At 42.4% G+C, this 22,273-nt stretch carries 23 protein-coding genes; 18 read left to right on the top strand and 5 right to left on the bottom strand.

The genetic code is table 11. The annotated features are described in order from the left end of the window. Positions 1 to 4: 4 nt before the first annotated feature. Positions 5 to 835 carry an MOSC domain-containing protein gene (locus A8O23_RS06360; protein ID WP_066618352.1) on the bottom strand — a complete coding sequence of 277 codons (831 nt, stop codon included), beginning with the start codon at positions 833 to 835 and terminating at the stop codon, positions 5 to 7. Positions 836 to 1,092: 257 nt separating this feature from the next. Here A8O23_RS06360 and xseA point away from each other — a divergent pair, with 257 nt between their 5' ends. Together xseA and xseB are read left to right on the top strand one after the other, a co-directional pair. Beyond that, positions 1,093 to 2,685, top strand: coding sequence for an exodeoxyribonuclease VII large subunit (gene xseA, locus A8O23_RS06365; RefSeq protein WP_066618357.1), 1,593 nt, complete (start codon positions 1,093 to 1,095; stop codon positions 2,683 to 2,685). Positions 2,686 to 2,780: 95 nt separating this feature from the next. Continuing rightward, the gene (gene xseB / locus A8O23_RS06370) at positions 2,781 to 2,993 is read left to right on the top strand and encodes an exodeoxyribonuclease VII small subunit (RefSeq protein WP_066618359.1); all 213 of its coding nucleotides are present in this window, start codon (positions 2,781 to 2,783) and stop codon (positions 2,991 to 2,993) included. Between the two features lie 102 nt (positions 2,994 to 3,095). On the opposite strand, the gene A8O23_RS06375 is transcribed toward xseB, so the two are convergent. Continuing rightward, complete coding sequence (locus tag A8O23_RS06375) at positions 3,096 to 4,313, bottom strand: S8 family peptidase (RefSeq protein WP_066618361.1); 1,218 nt, start codon at positions 4,311 to 4,313, stop codon at positions 3,096 to 3,098. A gap of 302 nt (positions 4,314 to 4,615) precedes the next feature. Between A8O23_RS06375 and A8O23_RS06380 the strand changes: the two genes are divergently transcribed. Further along, on the top strand, positions 4,616 to 5,380 hold the full coding sequence (locus A8O23_RS06380) for a peptidylprolyl isomerase (RefSeq protein ID WP_082882933.1): 765 nt from the start codon (positions 4,616 to 4,618) through the stop codon (positions 5,378 to 5,380). A 113-nt stretch (positions 5,381 to 5,493) separates the two neighbouring features. Here the strand turns inward: A8O23_RS06380 and A8O23_RS21565 are convergent, their stop codons facing one another. The 3 genes from A8O23_RS21565 to A8O23_RS06390 form a co-directional block, all read right to left on the bottom strand. Further along, positions 5,494 to 5,640, bottom strand: a complete 147-nt coding sequence (locus A8O23_RS21565) for a hypothetical protein (protein ID WP_161486700.1) — start codon at positions 5,638 to 5,640, stop codon at positions 5,494 to 5,496. Positions 5,641 to 6,096: 456 nt separating this feature from the next. Continuing rightward, positions 6,097 to 8,184 carry a M13 family metallopeptidase gene (locus tag A8O23_RS06385; RefSeq protein ID WP_066618363.1) on the bottom strand — a complete coding sequence of 696 codons (2,088 nt, stop codon included), beginning with the start codon at positions 8,182 to 8,184 and terminating at the stop codon, positions 6,097 to 6,099. 274 nt (positions 8,185 to 8,458) lie between these two features. Then, entirely contained in the window at positions 8,459 to 9,391 is a 933-nt protein-coding gene (locus tag A8O23_RS06390) for a YihY/virulence factor BrkB family protein (RefSeq protein WP_066618367.1), read from the bottom strand. Between the two features lie 406 nt (positions 9,392 to 9,797). On the opposite strand from A8O23_RS06390, the gene A8O23_RS06395 reads away from it, so the two are divergent. From A8O23_RS06395 to A8O23_RS06470, 15 genes are all read left to right on the top strand, one after another. Next, complete coding sequence (locus A8O23_RS06395) at positions 9,798 to 10,283, top strand: hypothetical protein (protein ID WP_066618377.1); 486 nt, start codon at positions 9,798 to 9,800, stop codon at positions 10,281 to 10,283. A gap of 90 nt (positions 10,284 to 10,373) precedes the next feature. After that, entirely contained in the window at positions 10,374 to 10,829 is a 456-nt protein-coding gene (locus A8O23_RS06400; RefSeq protein ID WP_066618379.1) for a hypothetical protein, read from the top strand. 104 nt (positions 10,830 to 10,933) lie between these two features. Further along, on the top strand, positions 10,934 to 11,551 hold the full coding sequence (locus A8O23_RS06405) for a hypothetical protein (protein ID WP_066618382.1): 618 nt from the start codon (positions 10,934 to 10,936) through the stop codon (positions 11,549 to 11,551). 92 nt (positions 11,552 to 11,643) lie between these two features. Next, on the top strand, positions 11,644 to 12,171 hold the full coding sequence (locus A8O23_RS06410) for a hypothetical protein (RefSeq protein WP_066618388.1): 528 nt from the start codon (positions 11,644 to 11,646) through the stop codon (positions 12,169 to 12,171). Between the two features lie 92 nt (positions 12,172 to 12,263). Continuing rightward, on the top strand, positions 12,264 to 12,758 hold the full coding sequence (locus A8O23_RS06415) for a hypothetical protein (RefSeq protein WP_066618391.1): 495 nt from the start codon (positions 12,264 to 12,266) through the stop codon (positions 12,756 to 12,758). A 491-nt stretch (positions 12,759 to 13,249) separates the two neighbouring features. Continuing rightward, positions 13,250 to 14,026 carry a hypothetical protein gene (locus A8O23_RS06425; RefSeq protein ID WP_066618396.1) on the top strand — a complete coding sequence of 259 codons (777 nt, stop codon included), beginning with the start codon at positions 13,250 to 13,252 and terminating at the stop codon, positions 14,024 to 14,026. A gap of 125 nt (positions 14,027 to 14,151) precedes the next feature. Continuing rightward, positions 14,152 to 14,541, top strand: coding sequence for a hypothetical protein (locus tag A8O23_RS06430; RefSeq protein ID WP_066618398.1), 390 nt, complete (start codon positions 14,152 to 14,154; stop codon positions 14,539 to 14,541). A 94-nt stretch (positions 14,542 to 14,635) separates the two neighbouring features. Next, positions 14,636 to 15,445 (top strand): carboxypeptidase-like regulatory domain-containing protein, encoded by an 810-nt coding sequence (locus A8O23_RS06435; RefSeq protein WP_161486701.1) that lies wholly within the window; start codon positions 14,636 to 14,638, stop codon positions 15,443 to 15,445. A gap of 121 nt (positions 15,446 to 15,566) precedes the next feature. Continuing rightward, complete coding sequence (locus A8O23_RS06440) at positions 15,567 to 16,754, top strand: serine hydrolase domain-containing protein (RefSeq protein WP_066618406.1); 1,188 nt, start codon at positions 15,567 to 15,569, stop codon at positions 16,752 to 16,754. Between the two features lie 93 nt (positions 16,755 to 16,847). Then, positions 16,848 to 18,107: a serine hydrolase domain-containing protein gene (locus tag A8O23_RS06445; protein ID WP_066618413.1), complete on the top strand. Its 1,260-nt coding sequence runs from the start codon at positions 16,848 to 16,850 to the stop codon at positions 18,105 to 18,107. Between the two features lie 129 nt (positions 18,108 to 18,236). Continuing rightward, a complete protein-coding gene (locus A8O23_RS06450; protein ID WP_066618416.1) occupies positions 18,237 to 18,602 on the top strand; it encodes a hypothetical protein in 366 nt (121 codons plus the stop codon). A gap of 363 nt (positions 18,603 to 18,965) precedes the next feature. After that, positions 18,966 to 19,265 carry a hypothetical protein gene (locus A8O23_RS21410; protein ID WP_153042099.1) on the top strand — a complete coding sequence of 100 codons (300 nt, stop codon included), beginning with the start codon at positions 18,966 to 18,968 and terminating at the stop codon, positions 19,263 to 19,265. Positions 19,266 to 19,334: 69 nt separating this feature from the next. Continuing rightward, the gene (locus A8O23_RS06460) at positions 19,335 to 19,751 is read left to right on the top strand and encodes a hypothetical protein (RefSeq protein ID WP_066618422.1); all 417 of its coding nucleotides are present in this window, start codon (positions 19,335 to 19,337) and stop codon (positions 19,749 to 19,751) included. A gap of 92 nt (positions 19,752 to 19,843) precedes the next feature. Beyond that, on the top strand, positions 19,844 to 21,118 hold the full coding sequence (locus A8O23_RS06465) for a tetratricopeptide repeat protein (RefSeq protein ID WP_066618424.1): 1,275 nt from the start codon (positions 19,844 to 19,846) through the stop codon (positions 21,116 to 21,118). A 555-nt stretch (positions 21,119 to 21,673) separates the two neighbouring features. Continuing rightward, the gene (locus A8O23_RS06470; RefSeq protein WP_066618426.1) at positions 21,674 to 22,237 is read left to right on the top strand and encodes a Crp/Fnr family transcriptional regulator; all 564 of its coding nucleotides are present in this window, start codon (positions 21,674 to 21,676) and stop codon (positions 22,235 to 22,237) included. Positions 22,238 to 22,273 lie beyond the last annotated feature (36 nt).

Consider the following 22,273-nt stretch of genomic DNA (forward strand, 5'->3'; position numbering starts at 1 on the left):
CAATTTAATCTTCGTCAGCGAAGTTCGCGGCTTCCATGACTGTTATAAGGTCTCCTATTTTCACACTACCCGCTGACAAGCTAATCAGGTGCATTCCAAAAATCACTTTACTTCCTTTTTTCTGGTAAGTGCTAAGGGTTTGCAGGGGCTCAGGTCCAGACTGGGCAGTAGACTGGTCAATAGTAGTAACATGGCAACGGCCGCAGGGCTTGGCCCCGTAAAACAGCACGTCTCCTATTCTCACGGTTTTCCAGTTTTCCTCATTATGGGACTGGCCACCGGTAAACACAAAATTAGGCCGGAACCTGTTCATGGGCACCGGCTTCTCGAGCCTGCTGTTCAGGTCATTTAAAGACTCCTGCCCAATGACCAGGTACGGGTACCCATCTGCGAAGCTTACTTTTTCATTGTGCTTGGCGTAGTTAGGGTCTATCATCCGGATGGAATTGTCAGGCATGTACACCAACCGGCAGCTTACCCCCAATGCCTCGGTAAACCAGGCATTGGCCTCATGGCTCACCATAAACGCGAAGCAAATATCATCCCACACGGTTACCAAAGTAGAGCGGGTGCTAGCAGTTTCATAAGGCACCTTTAACGGTGGCAAATCCTTGGTTTTATGGGTCACCACCAAGCCCTGCTCATCTAACGCCACTTGCAGCAACGCCATTTCTGGCAACTTACGCTGGGTCATGAACAAGCCGCTGTCGTCAATCAGCATCCATCTACGGTCATACTTCAGCCCCCGCTCCTCCACCTCTGCCGAGGTAAGGGAAATTCCGCCTAAAGACTTGATCGGATAAATGTAGATTTCGCTGAGTACTAACGTTGACATACTGCTGCTGCAATTAAAGTATTGGTAGCCAAAGGTAGGAATTGATTCTTTGACCGTAGAAAATTTTAATGTTAAGTAACTTGTTTTCTTGATAAGGCAATGCTGCTTTTAAAACGTGAACAAGCCGCTTTAGGATTTGTACTTTGGGCACAAATTAAGACGAATCTGCCACCGCTCCATGATTTTTTTGCTAAGATGATTGGCAAAACTGGCAAAAGCTGTAATTTAGGAGACGGAAAACAAGAGGAGCGCACGGCATGGGGATTCGTTATCAGAGTTATCAGGAAGAGATTTCGTTTACGGTTAGCACTAACCGGCCACTTACCCTGTTTGAGTTTAACCGCCGCCTGCGCGAGGAAATTGAAAACGCCCTGCCGCACCGGTACTGGATTATTGCGGAAATCTCTGAGTGCCGGGTACATCACCAAAGCGGACACTGCTACCTCACACTCACCGACAAAGAGCCCGGCTCTAAAAGTACCCTTACCGCCCAGGCCCGCGGCACTATCTGGAAAAGACAATACTCAGAAATTGCCTCATATTTTGAGGCCCAGACGGGGCACCCGCTTAAAAGCGGCTTGAAGATCTTGTTCAACGCCAGCCCAAGGTTTCATGAACTGTATGGCTTCAGCCTTGATATTCATGACATTGACCCCACCTATACCTTAGGTGACTTGGCCCGGCAGCGGCAGGAAACCATTGACCGCCTGCAGAAAGAGGGCCTGATAGAGCTAAACCAGAAGCAGTCCTTACCCTTGGTTCCGCAGCGCCTGGCCATCATCTCCTCGCCCACTGCCGCCGGCTACCAAGACTTTGTTGCCCAGCTGGAGAAGAATCCTTTTGGCTACGCCTTCAGGCTTACCCTTTTTGAAGCCAGCGTGCAAGGCGCAGAGGCGGTATCTTCTATCAAAGCAGCCTTGCACCGGGTCTCTATGCAGCGGCAAGCGTTTGATGCGGTGGTGGTGATACGGGGCGGTGGCTCCCAAACCGATTTGCTGTGCTTTGACCATTACGAGTTAGCCGCCACTGTGGCTCAAATGCCGCTGCCTGTTTTAACGGGTATAGGCCATGAGCGTGACGAATCTATTACCGACTTGGTAGCCCATACAGCTTTAAAAACACCAACTGCCGTAGCTGCCTTTTTGATTGACCGCCTAAACGAGTTTGAGGCCACGGTAGAGGAATTCTTTCTGCGCATAAGAGAGGCAGCCTCTGCCCTAACCGTTGCCGAAGAAAGACGAATAGGCCAGGTAGCCACCCAAATCCAGCAGCGCACCAACGTGTACCTGCAGGCACGGCAGTACCAGCTAGAATGCCAGACCCGTACCCTTTCTGATAAGCCCCAGAAGTTCTTAACCGAAGAGCAACGGCATATCATGTGTGAGGAGATGAGACTAACCAACTCAGTGCAGCAGAGCCTGCGGGCCAAGGAGGCCAGGCAGCAGCAATATGCCCAAGCCCTGGAAAGCAGCAGCCAGAAGAAAGTGAACTCTGGTCAGCGGCACCTCACCCACCTGGAGCATTGCCTGCAGCATGCCGCCGAACAAAAACTGCAAAAGGCGCGCCTGGCGTTCCAGACACGGCAGCAAAGGCTGCTGTACGGCGCCAAAGACCAGCTCCAGATCAAAGGGCATCAATTGCAGTTATTGGAAATGGATGTACGCTCCCATGACCCCGAGATCATGCTCATGCGTGGCTACACCCTTACCTACGTAAATGGCAAGCTGCTCAAATCTATTGACCAGATAAAACCCGGAGACAAGTTAGAAACACGCCTGCTAGCCGGTTCAGTTGAAAGTAAAGTAACCAAAGTAAAACAACCAGACCTTTTTGATGGAATTAAAAATTAGAAATTATGAATTAGAAATCCTTCAAGAGGCAAGGATCACCTAATCTAAATTCCCAACATTTTTAATTTCTAATTTTGAATTTTTAATTTACCGCTATGACCGCCCCAACTTATAAAGAAGCCACTCAGGAATTGGAAGCCATTTTGAAGGCCATTGAAAACGACGATGTAGATGTAGACGAGCTCACCCAGAAGGTGCAGCGCTCCTCTGAGCTGATCAAGCTTTGCAAGCAGAAGCTGCGCACCGCTGAAGACGCCATTAATCAGGTATTCAAAGACATTAACTGCGAAGACCCTAAAGCAGAATAACAGTACCACCTGTTTTAGACCTGTTTTGGCCAAAACAGGCCTAAAACAGAAAAGGCAGCCTTTGCAGGCTGCCTTTTCTGTTACATTAAGACCCTAGTGAGGTTACAGGTGAATGATTGGATCTGGATTGCCATCCGGATCATTTTTCACGAAACCGCTGGTGTTTGGTTTGCCACCTGTAATAAGCATCACGCCCGCTGCATGCGGAGTTGCCATAGAAGTACCAGAGATGGTGTTATATCCGCCGCTCTTCCAGGTAGACTTAATGCTGGAACCTGGTGCGCAGAAATCAACTGGTGGGTTGCCATAGTTTGAGTAAGAAGCCCAGGTGTCAGTATTGTTCATGGCCGAAATGGTATACACATTCACCCCGTTGGCACGGGCCGGAGAGTGATTGTTCGCATTGTCAGACTCATTACCGGCAGCCAGACAGAAGATCACGCCACCTTTAGCTGCATTGATCACGGCATTGTCAAGCGTGGTAGAAACACCACCGCCAAGGCTCATGTTGGCTACGTCGCCGGCTTTCCCGTTTGCGGCCACATAGTCAATACCTGCCACTACGCCAGAGGTAGAACCGCTTCCGCGTGAGTCAAGCACTTTTACACCAACTACAGTAGCGTTATACGCCACTCCGATCACTCCAATAGAGTTGTTTTTAGCGGCTATAGTACCTGCCACGTGGGTTCCGTGTCCGTTACCGTCTTCAGCGGTACCGGCATCTCTGCCAGAGGTAAAGACAGAAATACTACGGGCCACATCTACATTCAGGTCTGGGTGATCCAGGTCAACACCCGTGTCAATTACCCAGGCGGTTTTGCCGGTACCGTCAGCGTAGCCTACACGGGCAATGCCATAAGGAATTTCCTGGGTTGGTTGTGTCGTTCCGCCGCTGCCTGGTTTGGCTAAGGCAATTACCTTGTCCTGCTCAATATAAGACACCCGGCTATCGCGGCGTAGTTTGTCTACTTCAGAATCGGTTAACTCTGCCGTGAAACCTTGCAGCGCCTTGCCGTAAGACTGATCAATTTTCTCTGGGCTAATGCCTCGCTCACGCAGAATCTGCTGACCAAAATTACGGACCTTGTTTAGTCTTTCTGCATACGGAAGGCTTTGCGCCAGGCGCAACTCGCTTTCGTTTTTCAACACAACAATGTAACGGCCGGCAATTAAAGAACCGCTGTTGGACTGGCCAATCAGTTCTTCTGGTTGTGCGGCATCTTCTACCTGCTCACAGCTTTGGAAGGTAAGAGAAGAGGCAATTACAGCAGCTCCTAGCAGGAACTTGAAGGGGGGGATTTGAAAGTATTTTTTCTGCATACTAAAGAGGATTGTTTGAAAGGTTGGTAATTGATTTTTGCAGGGTCAAATGTTATCCAATTTAGAAATTACTTTTAACAGAAGCAACAGCAAATCTTCATATCTTTCAATTATTTCACACGTATAAAGCCCTCATATATAGAATTTTTATATATTCCCCCTCACCATTCAACACTCTTTTTATTAAAAATTACAAAGTCTGAAATGTTAACTCTTTTTGCGCCGCGCATAACAGTGGCGCGGCTTCTTTGTGTTTTAAAGTGTTAGCCTTTAGTTTTACATGACAACCTACTCTTACTACTATGCCTGTATTGCCTGCCTCAAAGTATGCTTCGGTCACTTATATATTAGCACTGGCTCTGTGTTTTTTTGGTTGCCAGCAGGAAAAGTCAGACCAGACTACGGCAGCCACCTCTACTCCGGCTCCAGCACCTACTCCAGCCCTATTGACTCAGGAAACGGCCCCAGATACCTTGGCCGCCTATGCGCAGGCGCACCCCAATGACACCTTAGTTCTCATTAGTACCCCGAAAGGCGACATCAAAATCAGACTCTATAAAGACACGCCGCTGCACCGCGCTAATTTTGTGCGCTTGGCCAAGTATGGCTTCTTTGATAAGACAGTCTTCTTTAGGGTAGAGAAAGACTTTATGATTCAGGGCGGCCGCTCAGATTTTCAGACCATGCAGATTGGAGGCTATAAAATACCCGCCGAGATCAGACCCCACCATTTCCACAAGCGGGGCGCGGTTGGCATGGCCCGTTATGATGACGAACAAAACCCAGAGAAAATGTCGTCTAGCCGAGACTTTTACATTGTACAGGGCCAGAAATACAAACCTTACGAAGTAAAAGGGTATATGCAGGAATTCAACCTGAACCTCACTCCGGCTCAGCAGCGCGTGTACCAAACCGAGGGCGGCGCCCCAAGCCTTGATCAGCAGTTCACGGTATTTGGCGAAGTGATAGAAGGAATAGAAGTGGTGGATAGTATTGCCGCTGTAGAAGTAGACGAGGTGAAATGGCCACTAAAGGATATTGGCATGAAGGTAAAGGTGATTAAGTGATTGGTATTTCACATCAAAGGCAGTGAAAGGGAATGTTTATACAGGAGTGTCCACGCATTCCTAATTCTCCCCTTATCTGAGGGGCTGGGGTGGGCTCTTTGAATTCTACATCTTCAACGGTCATCCTGAGCGCTAGCCAAAGGATCTAACGAAGACGTTCTGTAGCAGGCGATAATGCTTCTGCCACCGCAGTTGGACAGGTCGCGACCTGTCCGTACATCATCTTTTTTCCCGCTGCCGAGCTGGCGTGGGTTATGCATACCCAAGGCCTCACAAGACAGCCCTCTCCGTCTCTTTGGCTCCGTGCGCTCACGGCCGCGAGGCCCCGCCCTGTGGATTCGCACTGCCCTTTTCACTAGACCTTCGATCTTGCCTAAAGGCACCGCTCAAAGCGAGGCGCTCATCCCCACGGCTGGTATTAGTTCCAATTCTGCTGCCTGTGTTGCTCTTGAATTTCGATTGTTGGTTTTCTGCAGCTGTAGTTCCTGGGTAGAGTCACTCGCGCTCCGCGCATCTCTTTTTCTTTTGGTTATAGAGAACTTATTGCCTTTTTCCCCACACTTTCTAGAATCTGTGCTTACTATCAATCAGATAAAAGGCAAATTCTTTAAGGCTGTTGTTGATTTCTGCTATTATAGCCCCAATGAAGCACAAAACGCACCTCATGGCTGAGGTGCGTTTTGTGCTTGTTTTTGAAAAAACAGGTCTAAAAGAGACTACCAAATATGGATTCGTTCTGCTTCGGGGCGGTACATTTTATTGCCGGGGCCACAGCCGAAAGCCTCATAAAACTGCGGCATGTTAGACAGTGGGCCGTTAATGCGGAACTGCGCCGGTGAGTGCGGATCTGTTAACACTTGCTGGCGCAGATAGCTGGCGGTGGCGTTGGTGCGCCAGATTTGTGCCCACGCCAAAAAGAAGCGTTGCGCAGGCGTAAAGCCATCTATTTTACCTACGTTCTTATTTGCTATAGCTTTCTGCAGGGCAGTGTAGGCAATGTTTAACCCTCCAATATCGGCTATGTTCTCGCCCATGGTTAATTTACCGTTTACATACACACTGTCCAGCGGCTGGAAAGCACTGTACTGCCGGTCTACCAGGTCGGTTCTTTCTTTGAACTTCGCTTTGTCTTCGGCGGTCCACCAGTCGCGCAGGTTGCCTTGGTGATCAAACTGGCTGCCTTGGTCGTCAAAGCCGTGGGTTAGCTCGTGGCCTATCACAGCACCCATGCCCCCATAGTTCACGGCGTCATCGGCGTTGGGGTCAAAGAAGGGCGGCTGCAGAATTCCGGCCGGAAACACAATTTCGTTCATGCTAGGGCTATAGTAGGCATTCACGGTAGGTGGCGTCATGCCCCACTCGGTGCGGTCAACCGGCTGCCCCAGCTTGCTTACGTTTTTGTTATAGTTCCAGAGAGCGGCGCTCAACATGTTTTTGGCATAAGAACTCCGGCTGATCTCCAGACCAGTGTAGTCTTTCCACTTATCTGGGTAGCCAATTTTCACGGCAAAGGAATTCAACTTGGTCAGAGCCTGCTGCTTGGTTTCCTCGCTCATCCAGTCTAGGTTTTTCACGTGTTCCTGGAAAGCAGTACGCAGGTTGTTCACCATTTCCAGCGCTTTTGCTTTGGCCTCAGGCGAGAATGTTTTGTCTACGTAGGCCTGACCTAAGGCTTCGCCAATGGTGTTGTCAGTGGTGCCCAGCACCCTTTTCCAGCGGGGCTGCATTTCTTTGGTGCCGTTCAGGAACTTGCTGTAGAAGTTAAAGCTCTCCTGCACAAAAGCCTGAGGCAGGTAGTTGGCGTAACTGCGTACCAAATGCCAGCGCAGGTATGTTTTCCAGTCAGAGACCGGCACTGAGGCAATCATGGCGTTGGCTTCTTTGAAAAACTCGGGCTGGGCTACAATCAGCTCATCTACGGCGCGGGTGTTGAGGTTCCGCAGCATGGTAGACCAGTTAAAGTTAGGAGCCAGCTTCTGCAGCTCTGAAAGCATCATTTTATTGTAAGTGGCATACGGGTCACGCTGCTGCACACGGCTCATGGAGGCCTTGGCTAGTCTGGTTTCCATTTCCACCACTTTAGCGGCGTTACGTTTGGCAACGGCCTCTGCATCGCCGAGCAGCTGGAACATACGCGCCACGTGCTGCTGGTACTCCTCTTTCACGTTCTGTGAACGGGCATCTGACTTCAGATAATAATCGCGGTCAGGCAGACCCAGCCCCGCCTGCCGAATGGTGGCAATGTGCTGAGTGCTGTTTTTGCGGTCTTGGCCCACGCTAAAGCTAAACAGGGCGGCGCTGCCAATTCTTTTTTGCCGGGCAATGGTTTGTAATAAGGTGGTGCGGTCTTTTACGGAATTAATGAGCTCCAACTCCGGCTTAAGGGGTGTTAACCCTGACCGCTCAATGGCTACGGTGTCCATTCCGGCGGCATAGAAGTCGCCTACCAGTTGCGTTGTAGAACCTTGGGGGGCATTGGTTTGGGCTGTGGCAGCCTCTACTACTGCGCGCAGCGTGGCGTTGTTGTTATCACGTAGCTCGTTAAAGCTTCCCCAGCGGCTCTCAGAAGGCGGAACGGGGTTGTTTTTCAACCAGCCGCCGTTGGCAAACAGGTTAAAGTCTTCACAGGGAGACACGCTGCGGTCAAGGTTGTTCATGTCTAGCCCCACGCCCTTCACCAAAGGCTCAGAGGGACTGGCGGCTACTGTTTGGGTGGCTGTCTGCTGAACAGACGGTTGGCTGCAGCCCACCAGCATTGCGCCGGCTACTGCGTTGGCCAACCATGTCATTCTGCTTTTCTTCATCAATAGGTTAGAGTTTTGTGAAGGGTAAAAATAAAGATAAAAGAAGGGAGTTCCTTCTAAGAAACAACTAATACTTCTCTGCATTTCTATACAAACAGAGCAAGAGGCACCATGTATACCTGCGCTTATACGAGCAGCGGAAACATCAAGATTTCGGCTACCTGGCAAATTATGCTGACCAAGTGCCAAGTACTAATTGCGCGGGTAAGATATGCCCCTGAATAGCCAACGGTACCATATGAGCTGTTTTAGCCCTCTTTTTCAGAAAAGAGCGCTAAAACGGAGATTTATCTGTCTCTCTGCATTCATAGAACGTGGCGAAGGGCTTCAGCTCTGGCTTTTCCTCAATGGCTTTGGCATAAACCAACGTAAAGCTGGCCCCAAAAAAGAAAATCATAGCCGAGTAAAAGATAAACAGCAGCAGCACCACTACTGACCCTGAGGTGGCATACAGGGTGCTCAGATCACTGTTTACGAGCAGGCGCACCATGGCTAATTTCCCTATCAAGAACAAAAATGCCGTTAGTCCCGCCCCTACCCAAATAGCCTTAGCCGGCATGTTGGCAAAGGGCAAAAAACGGAGAATGATGGCAAACCAGGTTGCCTCTACACAAAAACCAAACACTCGGTTGAGCAAGTGAATCAGGTGCAGCTGAAAATCTACGCTCCAGATGGTGTAGCGGTCATTGATGAAAGCAAACGTGGTTTCCAGTACCAGAGAAGCCAGAAACAGCAATCCGCTGGAGAAGATAATCAGCAGCGCCCTGAAACGCTCCCGCAGCGCCCGTTTGATATGCTCATCTTTTTTAAGCCGGATGCTCCAGAGCTGGTTAACGGATTTCTGAATAACAGAAAACAGTGTGGTGGCTACAAATGTCAGAAATACAAAACTGAGGGCGGCCAATCCGTTGCCTTGCAGGCTCACAAAATTAGTGAGGATTAACTCCACCTGGCTCGCCACGTTCTCCCCTACCAACTTTGCCAGCCGCTCAAATAGCTCGCCGGTGATCAAGGCATCAGAGAATAACGTGCCGAACACTGAGATAAGCAGAATGAAAATGGGGGGCAGGGAAAAGAGCGTGAAAAAAGCCGCCGATGAGGCCAACCGAAGCGGGTCATTGTGTTTAAACAATACAAACGCCTCTTTCAATAACTGAAGAAAAGCCGGAATTCTTGACCAGAATTTTGTGGACAGGGTAACAAGCATCAGGCACAATACGCAAAATCTTGTTTTCTGGCTGAAATTTAAAAAACAGATCAAAAACAGCAAATGCCACTCATAGAGCTTCTGTAGCCGAATAATTAACCGTTAGCTAAACGGTTAAAACGTTTATAAACGTTTAGTAAACGGCTACGTACTTGCTTCCCTCAAGCACCTTTCTGCTTATTAGTAAATTTTTACGAGTAACAAAGCTAGTTTTTTAAGCTTTAAAAGGCATTTTCTATATTCTGTTGCGAACCTGCTGCCTAATATGTATATTGAATAAGTAAAGGCGGGACGCCCTTGAAAAAGAAACCGGATCCTAACGGACGGCACCACCTTCACCTAAATTGCAGATAGTGGGAGTCCGACTCCTTTTAGCCGGTAGTTGTATGGTATTGAAAAATTAAAAATGAAATTAGCTCCGCTCAAATCTGAAATTCTTAGGGCTAGATTCGACACTTCGTTTACTGATGAAGAATATAGAAAAAGGTTCGGTTTGGTAATCCAACAACAGGACAGTAGATTAAAAAGTAGCGGTGCCTCAATGCCTGAAGATGTAATTCTGGAATGGGACGACTTTGTAAAAGAATTGGAGGACGGCTACCATGACTGCCCACCAGAATACGATAATGACCTTGACTTAGCCCGTAGTTGGATAGATGTCCTATATTCTTCAGCAGAGTTAGCCAATTTCAATGAACACCAATCTTTCAAAAGAATTATCGACAGGATTGACGAGAAGTTTTTAGAATTAACGCAAGAAATGCCACATATACCGAGTGACTGGCATTGGACACATAGACGAGCATTGAAAAGAGCTGGACGCGAATATGCAGACTTCATAAATATCCATTGGGAGCAACGGCATGGAGTAAGAGTTGAAGTAATTGATTAAAAACAACACCATACAACATTGTATAAAAATCATGCTTCGGCCGACGGCCTAGCACGTTTTTTATACTAACCGTTGTATGGTATTTAAATTATGAAAAAGCCTTTTCTTTTGTTCAGCTTCCTTTTCATTTCTTTAGTGGCTTTTGGTCAAAGAACTGACTATGGCAAATTATTAGAGCAAGCAAAGACAGGAGAAAGTATAACTACAAAAACGAAGGATTCTGAATCGACAATCACTTACCTAGGGACTATCAAGAATGAAAAGGGGAAAGTGGTTTTCTTTGTTGTAAAAGAGTTTATTAGGATTCAGGCAGCTAAACAAAAGCATGGACGCAGCACAATCCTATTTTTCGACAATCAAAAGAATAAAATTGCTGAATATCGAGTAAACCTTCCTGACGAACTGCCAAAAAAACTAATAAAGAACATTCTTTACTTTACAGCGAAGGATAGTAAAGGCAATAGGATAGAACATCAACAAGAAATTAGCATAACTCTACCAGAATATATTTGTGTTAGTTCAGAAGAGTGTTTCAACAAAAGTTAGAAAGAAAAACACCATACAACAACACCTAAACGTCAGTCTCGGCCGACTGCCTCGCCCGTCGTTTAGCTTAGTCCGTTGTGAGTAATGAAATCTAGAGACAAATAATGAAGGCTTTCTTAATATTCATTTTTATTATATTTCTATATGCCTGTTCGGACAACTCTGACCAAAAGGTTAATGGAAATATAAAAGAACCATCTACGGAATCAGATGAAAGAAAAGACGAACCTGAAATTGCTAAAGGTTTGATTACCTTTAATTCTGTGGACAAGGCATTTGTTGGAATGGATATCAAAGACCTTTTGGAGACTTATAAAAATTACCAACTTCTTGATACTCCAGCATATTATTTTGAGATTGATAGTGAAGAAAGAGAATTAGTCATTGCAAAGGACAATAAGCCATTAATGTTTGTTTGGTCTAAGGATGATGAGGTAGTAGAACTTTGTGCAATATCACCTTCATTAAGAACAAAAAGCAATCTTAGGCCTGGAATGACTATTAAGGAAATCAAAGAAATTTATTCAGATATAAAAATGTCGCAAGATATAGTTACAGGAAATACTGAATCCATTTATATTCCACAGGAAAAGGTGGCATTATGCTTTTTTACTGAACAAAAAACGATTGGAATCTATAAAGACTCTGATGAAACAGGGCCAATGACCAGCGAATTTAAGAGTGACACTTTTAGAGTAAACTATATCCAAACAAGGAAATAAAAATCACTTCTCACAACAAGGTGCATAACCCATGCTACGGCCGACGGCCTTGCACGCCTCATGCACTATACGTTATGGGTAATCAATAAAATATGAAATCGTTTCTATTAAGCTTCATTATCCTTATTCTAACTGCAATTTCTGCAACTGGACAGAATAACCCTTTTTTGGCTTTAGCTTATGATTCTTTAGTTATTTACGACTTTAGCAGTAGTGACGGAGTAACCGAATTCATAAATATCATCGACAAAGATGGAAAGCTGGCAAGTACGGTGACAAAATCTGTAAAACTAAACAAGCAGTCCGCTAAAGAGCTTTCAAAAATGTTGGGTTCCAAAGCATCTTACGGTCAAGGTACTGCCTCATGCTTTGACCCACATTTAGGAATAGTCTACTATAAAAAGGGCAGGCCAGTAGCGCACGTTGACGTTTGCGTGAGTTGCAACAAGTTAAGGTCCAACTTAAGAATTCCTGCAATGGAGCAGGGAAAGCAGGGCGAAGGAAAAGAAATATATTACATCAGGAACGGATTGAGCAAAGCATTCCGAAAGTATATAAATGCTTTACTATTAAAACACGGATTTTCTAACCAAATTAAAGAAGGCTCGGCTTTTAACTAAAAAATGACAACCCATAACAACAGCTAAACGCCAGCCTCGGCCGACGGCCTCCGCCGCCGTTTAGCTTAACCGTTATGGGCAATAAATAAAAAATGGAATCTATAGAACTAAGAGAAAGACTTAATATTTACTTTAAAAACTTAAAGCACTATGTTTTAGGGACTATTCTGTTTTTCATTTTCTTAGTTGCATATTCCTATTTAGCCGAAATAACACATGAGACAAATAGTTACTTAGGCTTACCTGAACTTGCTCTAAACTTTTTCAAAGTCATTCTTATATTAGTTCCCCTCTACTTGATAGGAAAGATTCATATACAAATCGGGAAAAGTTTATTTAGAAATAACAGAAAAGAATTTCTACTAACCCTACCTATTTTAACAGTGTGGACATTTACACTAGCTTTCAAGCTTTATGTGAATGAAGCTATTTTCAGTGAATTTGGCGGATACGGAAGAGGGATTTCGAAAGGTTATAAAGTCCTAAATTATTTCCTGTTTTCTTTATGGACTACGATATTTTGGTGGGAAGTTTACTATAGAGTAATAACCTTTTTTCAAAGAATTAACCTTATTCGCACAAAATAAAAAAATTACAGCCCATAACAAGGTGTAAATGGCAGCTATCGGCCGACGGCCTTCGCCGCCGCTTATACTGACCGTTGGCATTAACCTTATATAAAGGGATCAAATATAAATGGCAACAAGGATAAGCATTCGACTTACAATAGTCTTTTTTGTCATTTATTCACTAATAATGACTTTCGGATCTATATTTCTTTTGACATTTGGAGAAACAAATAGAGTTAAAGAATTTATTCTTTTTATGTCTAGCATACCCTTCGATTGGAACGAACTAATAGTTAAATCAGGAATAATTTGGCTTTTTATACATATACTGTTCTGGACTATTTTGTTCTTTATCTTCTCATGTACAGTGGAAACATTACTAAAGAAATGGAATAGCAATCTTAAAAATAGATAAATTGAAAAACGGCAAAAGCCAACAACACCTAAACGCCAGACATCGGCCGACGGCCTTCAGCCGCCGTTTAGCCCAGTCCGTTAGCAAAAATATTATGAAACAAATTGCACTTATAATAACATTATTGATTTTAGGTCTAAACCTTAATGCCCAAGACTTTAAATTTAGAGATAACATAAACAGAGATTCTTTATTTGATGCCTCAGTTAAAGGGTTACCTGAAGAAAAGAAAAAGGAATTCAGAAGAATGTATAAGAATGGGAATGATGAGGAAAAAGAGTTTTTGTTATTTATGATTTCAATGCCTATTAGCAGTAAAAATAAATTAATAGAAAACTATGAAAAGCACAAGGTTGAAATTGGAAAAATTAAAGAAGAATATTCAAAGCTTGTACCTGAAAAGCACATTGTTTATATAGAATTCGAACCTGCCAGCAAAATATTAACAATACCTGAACAAATTACAATAAAGATATACAAAGCTAAAGATGATACGGCTAAAACTCACACGTACGATGGTCAAAGGAATGACAAATTAAAAGTGGTGTCACAGAATTATAATTTAAAACCAGATTCAAAAGAACTTGAATATATAATAACATCACTAGGTTGGACCAAACAAACCTTAGTCAAAATAAAGGAATTGCTGGATAGGGTAAATTGTGTTTCAATAGAAAACGGAGAGGTATCAACTATTGGATTTGCTAGAAGTGGAATGGGAAAATATTCTTATAAATTATTTGACAGTCAACTGACAGAAAATCAAAAACAAAGATATAATAATGGTTGTGAGTACATTTTTTACAAGGACAATGTTGTTTTAGAATATGGTGGTGGAGCCATTGGGCCTCAATGTTTTGAAAAAGAGTAAAAAAAATACTTTTGCTAACATTGAGTGAACATCATGTCACGGCCAACGGCCTCGCACGTTGATTACACGAGGAAGTAAGGCATTTAAATTATGTCTAGAAATACTTTAATTAAAAATCAAAATACATGAAACTGTTATCATTCCTCCTTTTTATTATTTTTTCGACAACTTCACTAAATGCTCAAGAGACTTTAGATGTCACTAAACATACAGATTGTGAAATATTTCCTGAAAAAGGAAAGTTTGATGCGGAAGAACGGCTGAAAAAAATTAAAGAACTTGGCGGTCAGCTTGTAACGGTTTACTCCGTTAGAGGCAAGGACAACAAAATTAAGACTAAATATACAGGAAGAGTAGATCTAAGATCAATAGATGATAGCAAGTTGTCTTTAGACACACGCACTAAGGTCTTGGTGGTGGCCATCGATCATGAGGACGGAAGGAAGGCCTGGTTTTTCCCTCTTACTTATGACAAAAATTTTAGAATCTATTTGGCAGAATGTCTCGAAAAATAAAATGCCCTACAACATCAGCTAAACGACAGCCTTCGGCCGACGGCCTCGCCCGCCGCTTACACTAGACGTTAGGGGTAAAATCAAAAATGATAGTTTGGAATCTCTTAGAACCTTTCTTACAGTTTTATTATTCCTATCCAGCATTTCATATGTGTTTGGGCAAAAAACTGTCAAAGGGAGAACAATAGATGAAAATTTAGATGAACTTCCAGGTGTCCAGATATACAGCAAGGATACTGTCCTTTTAGGAGAAACTGACAATGATGGATATTTTGAAATCAGTATTCCCAAAGAAACAATAAACCTGAGTTTTGGCTTCATTGGATACGAAACCGCTATTGCATCAATTCCCGACACCTGCAATTACCTTGAGGTTATTTTACTTCAAGGCACCACCTACCACTACAAGTCCAGTAAAAAAATAGACCGTCTTCGTAAAAAAGAATTCGACAAACTTCCTGAACTGCATAGGGCAGCAAAGAGCAAGGGCCTCTTCGTAAGAGAGTATCCATGTTACCGAAAAGAATTTGAACCAATCAAACCAAGACTTGATGAAATTAGCAAGCACCTAAAGGCAAAAAGGCAAGAAAACAGAAGACGTTTCAAAGCCTTGGCAATTGGAGATACTATAAGGATTCCGTTTAGTGGCAGCTTCCGTTCTGACGGGACAAACAGAACCGCTTTGACCGTTTTCTCATATGTAGTAGGTGATAGTGATTTCAAGTGTTTGATAGAGGCAGTTGTTCTAGATAAAAACAAGCGTAAGAATGGGTACAACCTAGTTTACAAAGTTACAGGCACCAATCTATGTAAATACGATTCAATAATTTACAACGGAAAGGATGTAGTTCCAGGAGAAGTACTTACTCACAACATGAAGTATTTCAAAATCTTAACTAAATAAATACAATTGCCAAAACTGTGTAAAAGTCATGTTACGGCCGAGGGCCTCGCTCGCTGTTGATACTAACCAGTAGGCGTAATACCAAAAGCTCTTTAGGATTGAATGTATATTGAAAAGTCTAATGAGAAATACGATAAAAATTCTGCCTATAATATTTTTTTGCTCTCACTTCTCTTTTGGACAACATGTTCAATTGAAAAGGCTTGACGGTAGAAAGATAACATCAGTTGAAATTGACAGCACAATTCTTCAGCTAATGGATAAAGCTGATGTTACTGGGTTGGCATTAACAATTATCAATAACAATAAAATCGGTTACACTAAAGCCTACGGTTTCAAAAATAATACTACAAAAGCACTGTTAGATACCTCTACCGTTTTATATGGAGCGTCTTTTAGTAAAGCTGTTTTTGCCTATTTGAGCCTGTTACTTGTTCAGGAAGGCCTATTAGACTTAGATAAGCCGCTTTATCAGTACCTCGACAAACCCTTGACACAGTATGAAAACTACATGGAGCTTTCAGGTGACGACCGATGGAAACTGATAACGGCACGTATGTGCCTCAGTCATACGACAGGTTTTCCGAACTGGAGATTCCTAAATGCAAAAACCGGCGAATTTGATTCTGATGGAAAACTAGCTATTTATTTTACCCCTGGCACTAGGTACGCCTATTCAGGAGAAGGTTTTGCATTACTTCAATTGGCAATTGAAAAAATCACTGGACGGGGCCTGGATGAATTGGCAGAAGAAAAGGTGTTCAAGCCTTTAGGGATGCGAAGAACCAGCTATGTATGGCAGCCGCATTTTGAAAACAATTATGCCATGGGGCACGATGAAACCGAGACACTTTTAGGAAAGAAAAAAAGAAAAAAAGCAGGAGGAGCTGGTTCCTTAGAAACTACAGTTGCTGATTATTCACGATTCATAGAGAATATAATGCAGGGAAATGGTCTTAACAGGCGCACCAGGAAAATGATGCTGACACCTCAAATACAGATACACTCAAAATATCAATTCCCCACAATTACTGAAGAAACCACTTCAGATAACAAAGCAATAAAATTATCTTATGGGCTTGGCTGGGGTCTTCTTAGCAGTAAATTTGGAAAGGCCTTTTTCAAAGAGGGACATGATGAAGGTTGGCAGCATTATAATATCAATTTTATTGACAAAGGAATTTCTATCATTATAATGACGAATAGCTCAAATGGGGAGAAAATATTCAAGGAAGTGTTAGAACAGTTAATTGCTGACACCTTTACTCCGTGGGAATGGGAGAGGTACTTACCCTACAACTTGAAATAAAAGTAATAAAGTACAAAAGCCTAACAAGGTGCATGAGGCCGTTAGGTGCAATACAAAAAACGATTCTTCCCGAAAAGAAACATGAACTTTTAAATGATAAAGTCAATAATAATCGCATTTGCCTCTTTAATCATTATATCTTGTACCTCGATAAAAAAAGAGCATTCAAAGGAATTTGTAAATGCTCAAAAAGAGATGACAGAGAAATTAGCTGAAATTAGCAAAACTACATGTTTTAACGGATTTGGCGTAGCACTGGTAAATGACAAAGAGATATTATATCAAAATGGATTCGGTATCACCAACTTTGAAACAAAACAAAAATATGATGAAAGTACTGTTCAGAATATAGCATCTGTCTCCAAAACTTTTATTGGCATCGCGATACTCAAAGCGCAGGAGTTAGGGAAGCTAAATTTAGATGACCCAATTAATGAATACCTTCCTTTCAAGGTAATAAATCCTTATTATCCTGAGACACCTATTACAATTAGGCATTTGGCCACTCATACTTCCTCAATAAACGATACAGAAGGATATTTAACTAATGCAGTCGTATTGAAGGACACAACAAATCTTACCAATAATCTTAAAATAGACATTTCTCCAACTAAGTTTAATCCGCCATCTGCAAAAATATCTATTGAAGAATTCTTGATTAACATCCTTGGCTCAAACGGACAATGGTATTCGGAAGAAGTATTTTTGAAAAAGGAGCCTGGTAAGCTTTTTAATTACTCCAATATTGGTTCAACACTTGCAGCATTGGTTTTGGAGAAAGCAACAGGAACATCTTATGATAAATTAACAACCGCATATATTTTGGAACCGCTTCAAATGAATAGTTCTGGCTGGAGTTTTAATACAATTGACTTTTCAAATTACACCCATACATTTCAAAATAAGACAACACCTTACCCTTACTACTCGCTAAATACTTATCCAGATGGCGGAATGTTGACTACCGCAAATGATATGAGTAAATATATCTTAGAATTAATGAAAGGATATTTGGGGAAAGGCACTCTTCTTTCAAAAGAAAGCTACAATGAATATTTTACTCCACAACTGAAGGCTGAGAATTTCATAGATAGAAGCACAAGTGAATATAGTGACGAATACAATATGGGAATAACTATGGGGTTCGGCTCTACTGGCAATTTTGGTCATACAGGTGGCGACCCTGGTTTGTTTTCAGTTATTTGGTTTGACAAAGACAGCAAAATAGGCAGATATTTTATAGTAAATACCGAATGCGATAATAAAGAATTTGGCAAAAGCCAAAAGGCAATTTATGACTTAATAGATGAGTATTCTATAAAGCTTAATGAATTGAGTAAAGCAAGAAAATAATACTACACCCAACAACAGCTAAACGCCAGCCTTGGCCGACGGCATCAGCACACAGTTTAGCGCATTGTCTATATCAGACGCTGACCATAAGTCCCACAATATTTTTCATAACAATCTAAAACTATAAGAATGAAAAAATGCACTTCCGCAATTCTGACGATTCTCTTACCTTTCTTATTCAGCTGTTCAGAAGTAACCGGAGAATTTAAATACATGTATAGATTAAAGAAATCTATAACTGAAAAATATGAAACCGATAAAATAGAAATAAACATCAAAAACAATAGCGAATTGACTGTATCACTTCTTGACCCAAAGTTTAATGAGTACAGCCCAGCTAAAAAAGAACAAATTTCCCTAGAAATCGGAAAGCTAGCGCAGGAACTCAGAGAAGATAAAGAAACAATAAATTCAGGTGTGGTGAATTTCCGCGATGAAGAAAATTATGGTATTGCAAAAACCAGCAGCACGCAAACCTACCAAATGTACGAATAGATAAACCCACGCCCGACTGGGTATAAAAACAATGCTGATTCTGGTCATAAATTAAATCGTCAGCGCTCGCTTGCAACGTTGCGGTCATTCATAAGAATAAATATGAAGCAGCTTCTCTTTCTCATATTCCTTTTGTTCTCGTTGCACTCCTATGGACAAAACCTAAAAAAGCTTCTTTCGGCGGCTGAATACGACTCTGTACAATCTAGCCGAACGGTCTATAAAGTCATTGACAGGAAAAGATCAAAGTCTTTTGAAGGATATGAAGGCACCATAGGTATTGTACAACTCAAGAACAAGCTGCACTATTTCTTTATAGGAGAGGCAAAGAGGTTTGGCGCCAGTGGCAGTCTTATAGCAACAATGAAATCAGATAGCCTAGGTTATCTACTTTCTTACCTTGAAACTAACTCTCAGGATGGGGTAATTCTAGATTGCGTTTATGAATACAAAAGAATAAATGGCAAATTGTATAGAATAGAAAAACTAAAGTTGTATTACGGGCCAGACCAGCTCTGGGAAGTTGGACAGAGGTTCTTGAAAATGACTGATGAAGGGATAGGAACCAGATTTGCCTCACCACACAAAGCTTATGGTGTGTGGACGTATTACACCAGAAGCGGAGAGATTGAGAAAACAAAAGATTTTGGAAACCTAGAATAAGAATTTCTGCTAATATTGGTGCATAAGCTAAACTTAGGCAGAGCGTTGGCAAACATAATATTTATATAAATGGAAAGAACTTTACCCTTAGAAAAAGGTGAAATAGTATTAAGTGAAGAGAAAATCACGATCATAGACAAGGCAAAAACAGAAAAGTACAGAAGAATCACTTTCTCAGCCATCTGGACCGTCTATGGTATCTTGTCGGTATTGAGATACATGAAAACGGGCGACGAATTCTTGCTATGGACAGGAAGCGTTATCGGGCTTTTACATGCAGCGGTTCTTATCTATACCTTGTTTAGGACGACTAAAGGCGAAATTGACCTTCAGGAAATTGGAATGGCTATTTTCAAAAAAAAGAATGGCAATGAGTTTCTAGACTTAAAGTTGAAAGGTGGCGAAAATAGACGCATCAGTAAAATAGAGCCTGTCTCTGATGAACTTAAAGCTTTTTTTATTGAGAAGAAAATAAAGGTGCAATAGAGTTACGCTTGGCAACAAGGCAAGATCGATAATCTTAAGATAACACCTCCGCCCGCCATTTAGCCAGATGTGTTGGAAATAATTCGTTTGACATGAAATTGTTCGGATTCCTCAGTAACAACAAAGACACTACGTTCAACATTACTGAGCCCGACAGAGAGTGGGTGGAAGACAATTTCAAGTGGCTGATTCAGGCTTACGGCTACCCGAGCAGGCAAAGCCAGCAGTTATTGTTTAATGAAACTTTATTCCCCAATACGTTCAAAGCGCATAAGATAGATGTACAAGATATAGTAAACGATCTGGCTACAATTCTACTTTTAGACCCTACAAAAATCAGCTTTGAATATGTAGAAGACTTACGCGATTCATTTGCGACTCCCTATGAAATAGACGGTGAATTATTCGAAACCCGTACAGAGATCGCTGAAGGCAACTACAGGATCTATGTTGCAAAAAGTCTGCTACAGCACCCGAAACGGCTAATTTTCAGCCTGATCTTTGAGTTTGTCAAAATACGGCTAACGGAGAGCCGGCTGGACTTTGACTCAGGCGAAGACACCAGCCTGTTTATTTACCTGGCAGGCATTTACTTTGGTTTTGGTGTCATACAATCTCAGTACATGATATACAGCGGTGCATCAACCAATGGCCTTTGGCACTCTAACTGGCGCTTTGTAGCCGGAATACCTGAGGAAGTAATGGCTTTTGCTCTTGCCACCTATTCAAAACTGATAGAGCAGAACAACCCCCAATGGAAAACTGAACTCCCGCAGGGCCTCAACGCTAAGTTTGAGAAAGCAATGGCTTATTTAGATGAACACCCCAGTCCCTTATATTCTAAAGGAGAGCTGGAAGCACATGACCTACTCAAGCAGTCAATAGACGAATATGAAAACAACGACTTTGATTCGGCTATCTCTACGCTACAGAAAATCTTGTTCCTCACAAATGACGAGCTGCTTAAGGCGGAGGTATACAATGATATTGGCTACAACCTGACCCGAAAAGGAGAATTTAAGTTAAGCATTTCCAATTATTTAAAGGCCCTTGACATTGAACCTAAGCATAGTATTGCCAGTGACAACCTGGCCTATTCTTTTATTAGATTAGGTAGATTAGAGGAAGGGAAACATTATATTGACCAGGCAATTGCTACCATGAACAATGACCCTGCTTATTCCTACCGGAACCTAGCTTTATACTATCAAGCCACTGGAGAAAGTGAACTGGCAGAAGTAAACTTCCGGTTAGCTTTCAAGAACATGGCTAAACCGGTTGATATGCTGAATCAGCATTACGGTGAATTTCTCATTGCCCAAGGCAGAGAAGAGGAAGCAAGGGCTTTTCTAGATTCTCCGTCCTGATTTATACATATATTTTAGTTAACCCATTTTACAATCAACCATCACATTTTATGAAAATCCTAAACAGAAATTTCAAACCACTACATCTTCTTCTTGGAGTAATTGCTATTGTGGTATTGATAGATATAGCCAACGCTGGTTTTCTTTTTGGGAAGTGGCTTAAATTCATTCTAGAGTAAAATAACAGAATGCAGAGGGCTTAGCAGAAGTAATCTTTTCGAGACTGAATCAGAGATAAATAGCCTTAACCGGGATACAAAATTCAGCTACAAAGAGGCGTTTTAGGGCTATTTTTTGAAAAAACAGCCCTAAAACAGAAAGGGATAAGATGGTAGTACATACTTTCTGGTCCACTACCTGCAAACTCTGTTTCAAGGAATTACAAGTCTTCAAAGAGCCATAGCGCTCCTACAAAGACAAAGGAATATTTTCGCCTCCATGAACTCTCTATGAAGCAGGAACTCTTAGAAGTTCTCTACCAGATTTCCTTTTGAAAATACTCCAGCCCTCTCTCCAACCAAAAAACTCTATACCTAACCTAGAAGAGCTTTATACATGAATGCATTATTTAATTGCATATCACAATACCATCCAATCTCTTTAGGTGCATGGAAAGCTCTTTCCAGAGCATTAACGCAGGTAGAAGTTTCAAAGAATTCATTTTTGATACAGGAAGGAATGGTATGCAACCATTTATACTTTCTTGAACGGGGCTGTTTGCGTGGGTACTATATGCTTGATGGAAAGGAAATCACCTATTGGTTTGGCTTCGAAAATAACTTCGTTACTTCTTTCTACAGCTTCATTTCTCGAAAGCCGGGTGTAGAGAACATACAAGTTTTAGAAGACTCCACCTTGTGGCGAATTAGTTTTGAAGCGCTGAACCAGTTATTTGATCATCATAATGACCTTGAGCGCCTAGTAAGAATAATAAATGAGCAGTATTATATCAGGTTAGAAGAGCGATTAATGGGCTTACAGTTCAAAACAGCTCGGGAGCGGTATGAACAGCTCATAGAAACCTCGCCGCATATTCTCCAAAGAATCTCTCTGGGCCAGATTGCATCTTACCTGGGTATCAGCCAGGAAACCCTGAGCAGAATAAGAAGCCAAGTATAAGGCACCTCCGTTTTTGACATAAGTCAAAAGAAAGGA

This window comes from Rufibacter roseus, from assembly GCF_001647285.1.
Lineage (GTDB): Bacteria > Bacteroidota > Bacteroidia > Cytophagales > Hymenobacteraceae > Nibribacter > Nibribacter roseus.

Coding starts and splice junctions, on each gene's coding strand:
- A8O23_RS06360 (WP_066618352.1), bottom strand. CDS start 835: ATGTCAACGTTAGTACTCAGCGAAATCTACATTTATCCGATCAAGTCT.
- xseA (WP_066618357.1), top strand. CDS start 1,093: ATGGGGATTCGTTATCAGAGTTATCAGGAAGAGATTTCGTTTACGGTT.
- xseB (WP_066618359.1), top strand. CDS start 2,781: ATGACCGCCCCAACTTATAAAGAAGCCACTCAGGAATTGGAAGCCATT.
- A8O23_RS06375 (WP_066618361.1), bottom strand. CDS start 4,313: ATGCAGAAAAAATACTTTCAAATCCCCCCCTTCAAGTTCCTGCTAGGA.
- A8O23_RS06380 (WP_082882933.1), top strand. CDS start 4,616: ATGCCTGTATTGCCTGCCTCAAAGTATGCTTCGGTCACTTATATATTA.
- A8O23_RS21565 (WP_161486700.1), bottom strand. CDS start 5,640: ATGCATAACCCACGCCAGCTCGGCAGCGGGAAAAAAGATGATGTACGG.
- A8O23_RS06385 (WP_066618363.1), bottom strand. CDS start 8,184: ATGAAGAAAAGCAGAATGACATGGTTGGCCAACGCAGTAGCCGGCGCA.
- A8O23_RS06390 (WP_066618367.1), bottom strand. CDS start 9,391: ATGCTTGTTACCCTGTCCACAAAATTCTGGTCAAGAATTCCGGCTTTT.
- A8O23_RS06395 (WP_066618377.1), top strand. CDS start 9,798: ATGAAATTAGCTCCGCTCAAATCTGAAATTCTTAGGGCTAGATTCGAC.
- A8O23_RS06400 (WP_066618379.1), top strand. CDS start 10,374: ATGAAAAAGCCTTTTCTTTTGTTCAGCTTCCTTTTCATTTCTTTAGTG.
- A8O23_RS06405 (WP_066618382.1), top strand. CDS start 10,934: ATGAAGGCTTTCTTAATATTCATTTTTATTATATTTCTATATGCCTGT.
- A8O23_RS06410 (WP_066618388.1), top strand. CDS start 11,644: ATGAAATCGTTTCTATTAAGCTTCATTATCCTTATTCTAACTGCAATT.
- A8O23_RS06415 (WP_066618391.1), top strand. CDS start 12,264: ATGGAATCTATAGAACTAAGAGAAAGACTTAATATTTACTTTAAAAAC.
- A8O23_RS06425 (WP_066618396.1), top strand. CDS start 13,250: ATGAAACAAATTGCACTTATAATAACATTATTGATTTTAGGTCTAAAC.
- A8O23_RS06430 (WP_066618398.1), top strand. CDS start 14,152: ATGAAACTGTTATCATTCCTCCTTTTTATTATTTTTTCGACAACTTCA.
- A8O23_RS06440 (WP_066618406.1), top strand. CDS start 15,567: ATGAGAAATACGATAAAAATTCTGCCTATAATATTTTTTTGCTCTCAC.
- A8O23_RS06445 (WP_066618413.1), top strand. CDS start 16,848: ATGATAAAGTCAATAATAATCGCATTTGCCTCTTTAATCATTATATCT.
- A8O23_RS06450 (WP_066618416.1), top strand. CDS start 18,237: ATGAAAAAATGCACTTCCGCAATTCTGACGATTCTCTTACCTTTCTTA.
- A8O23_RS21410 (WP_153042099.1), top strand. CDS start 18,966: ATGAAATCAGATAGCCTAGGTTATCTACTTTCTTACCTTGAAACTAAC.
- A8O23_RS06460 (WP_066618422.1), top strand. CDS start 19,335: ATGGAAAGAACTTTACCCTTAGAAAAAGGTGAAATAGTATTAAGTGAA.
- A8O23_RS06465 (WP_066618424.1), top strand. CDS start 19,844: ATGAAATTGTTCGGATTCCTCAGTAACAACAAAGACACTACGTTCAAC.
- A8O23_RS06470 (WP_066618426.1), top strand. CDS start 21,674: ATGAATGCATTATTTAATTGCATATCACAATACCATCCAATCTCTTTA.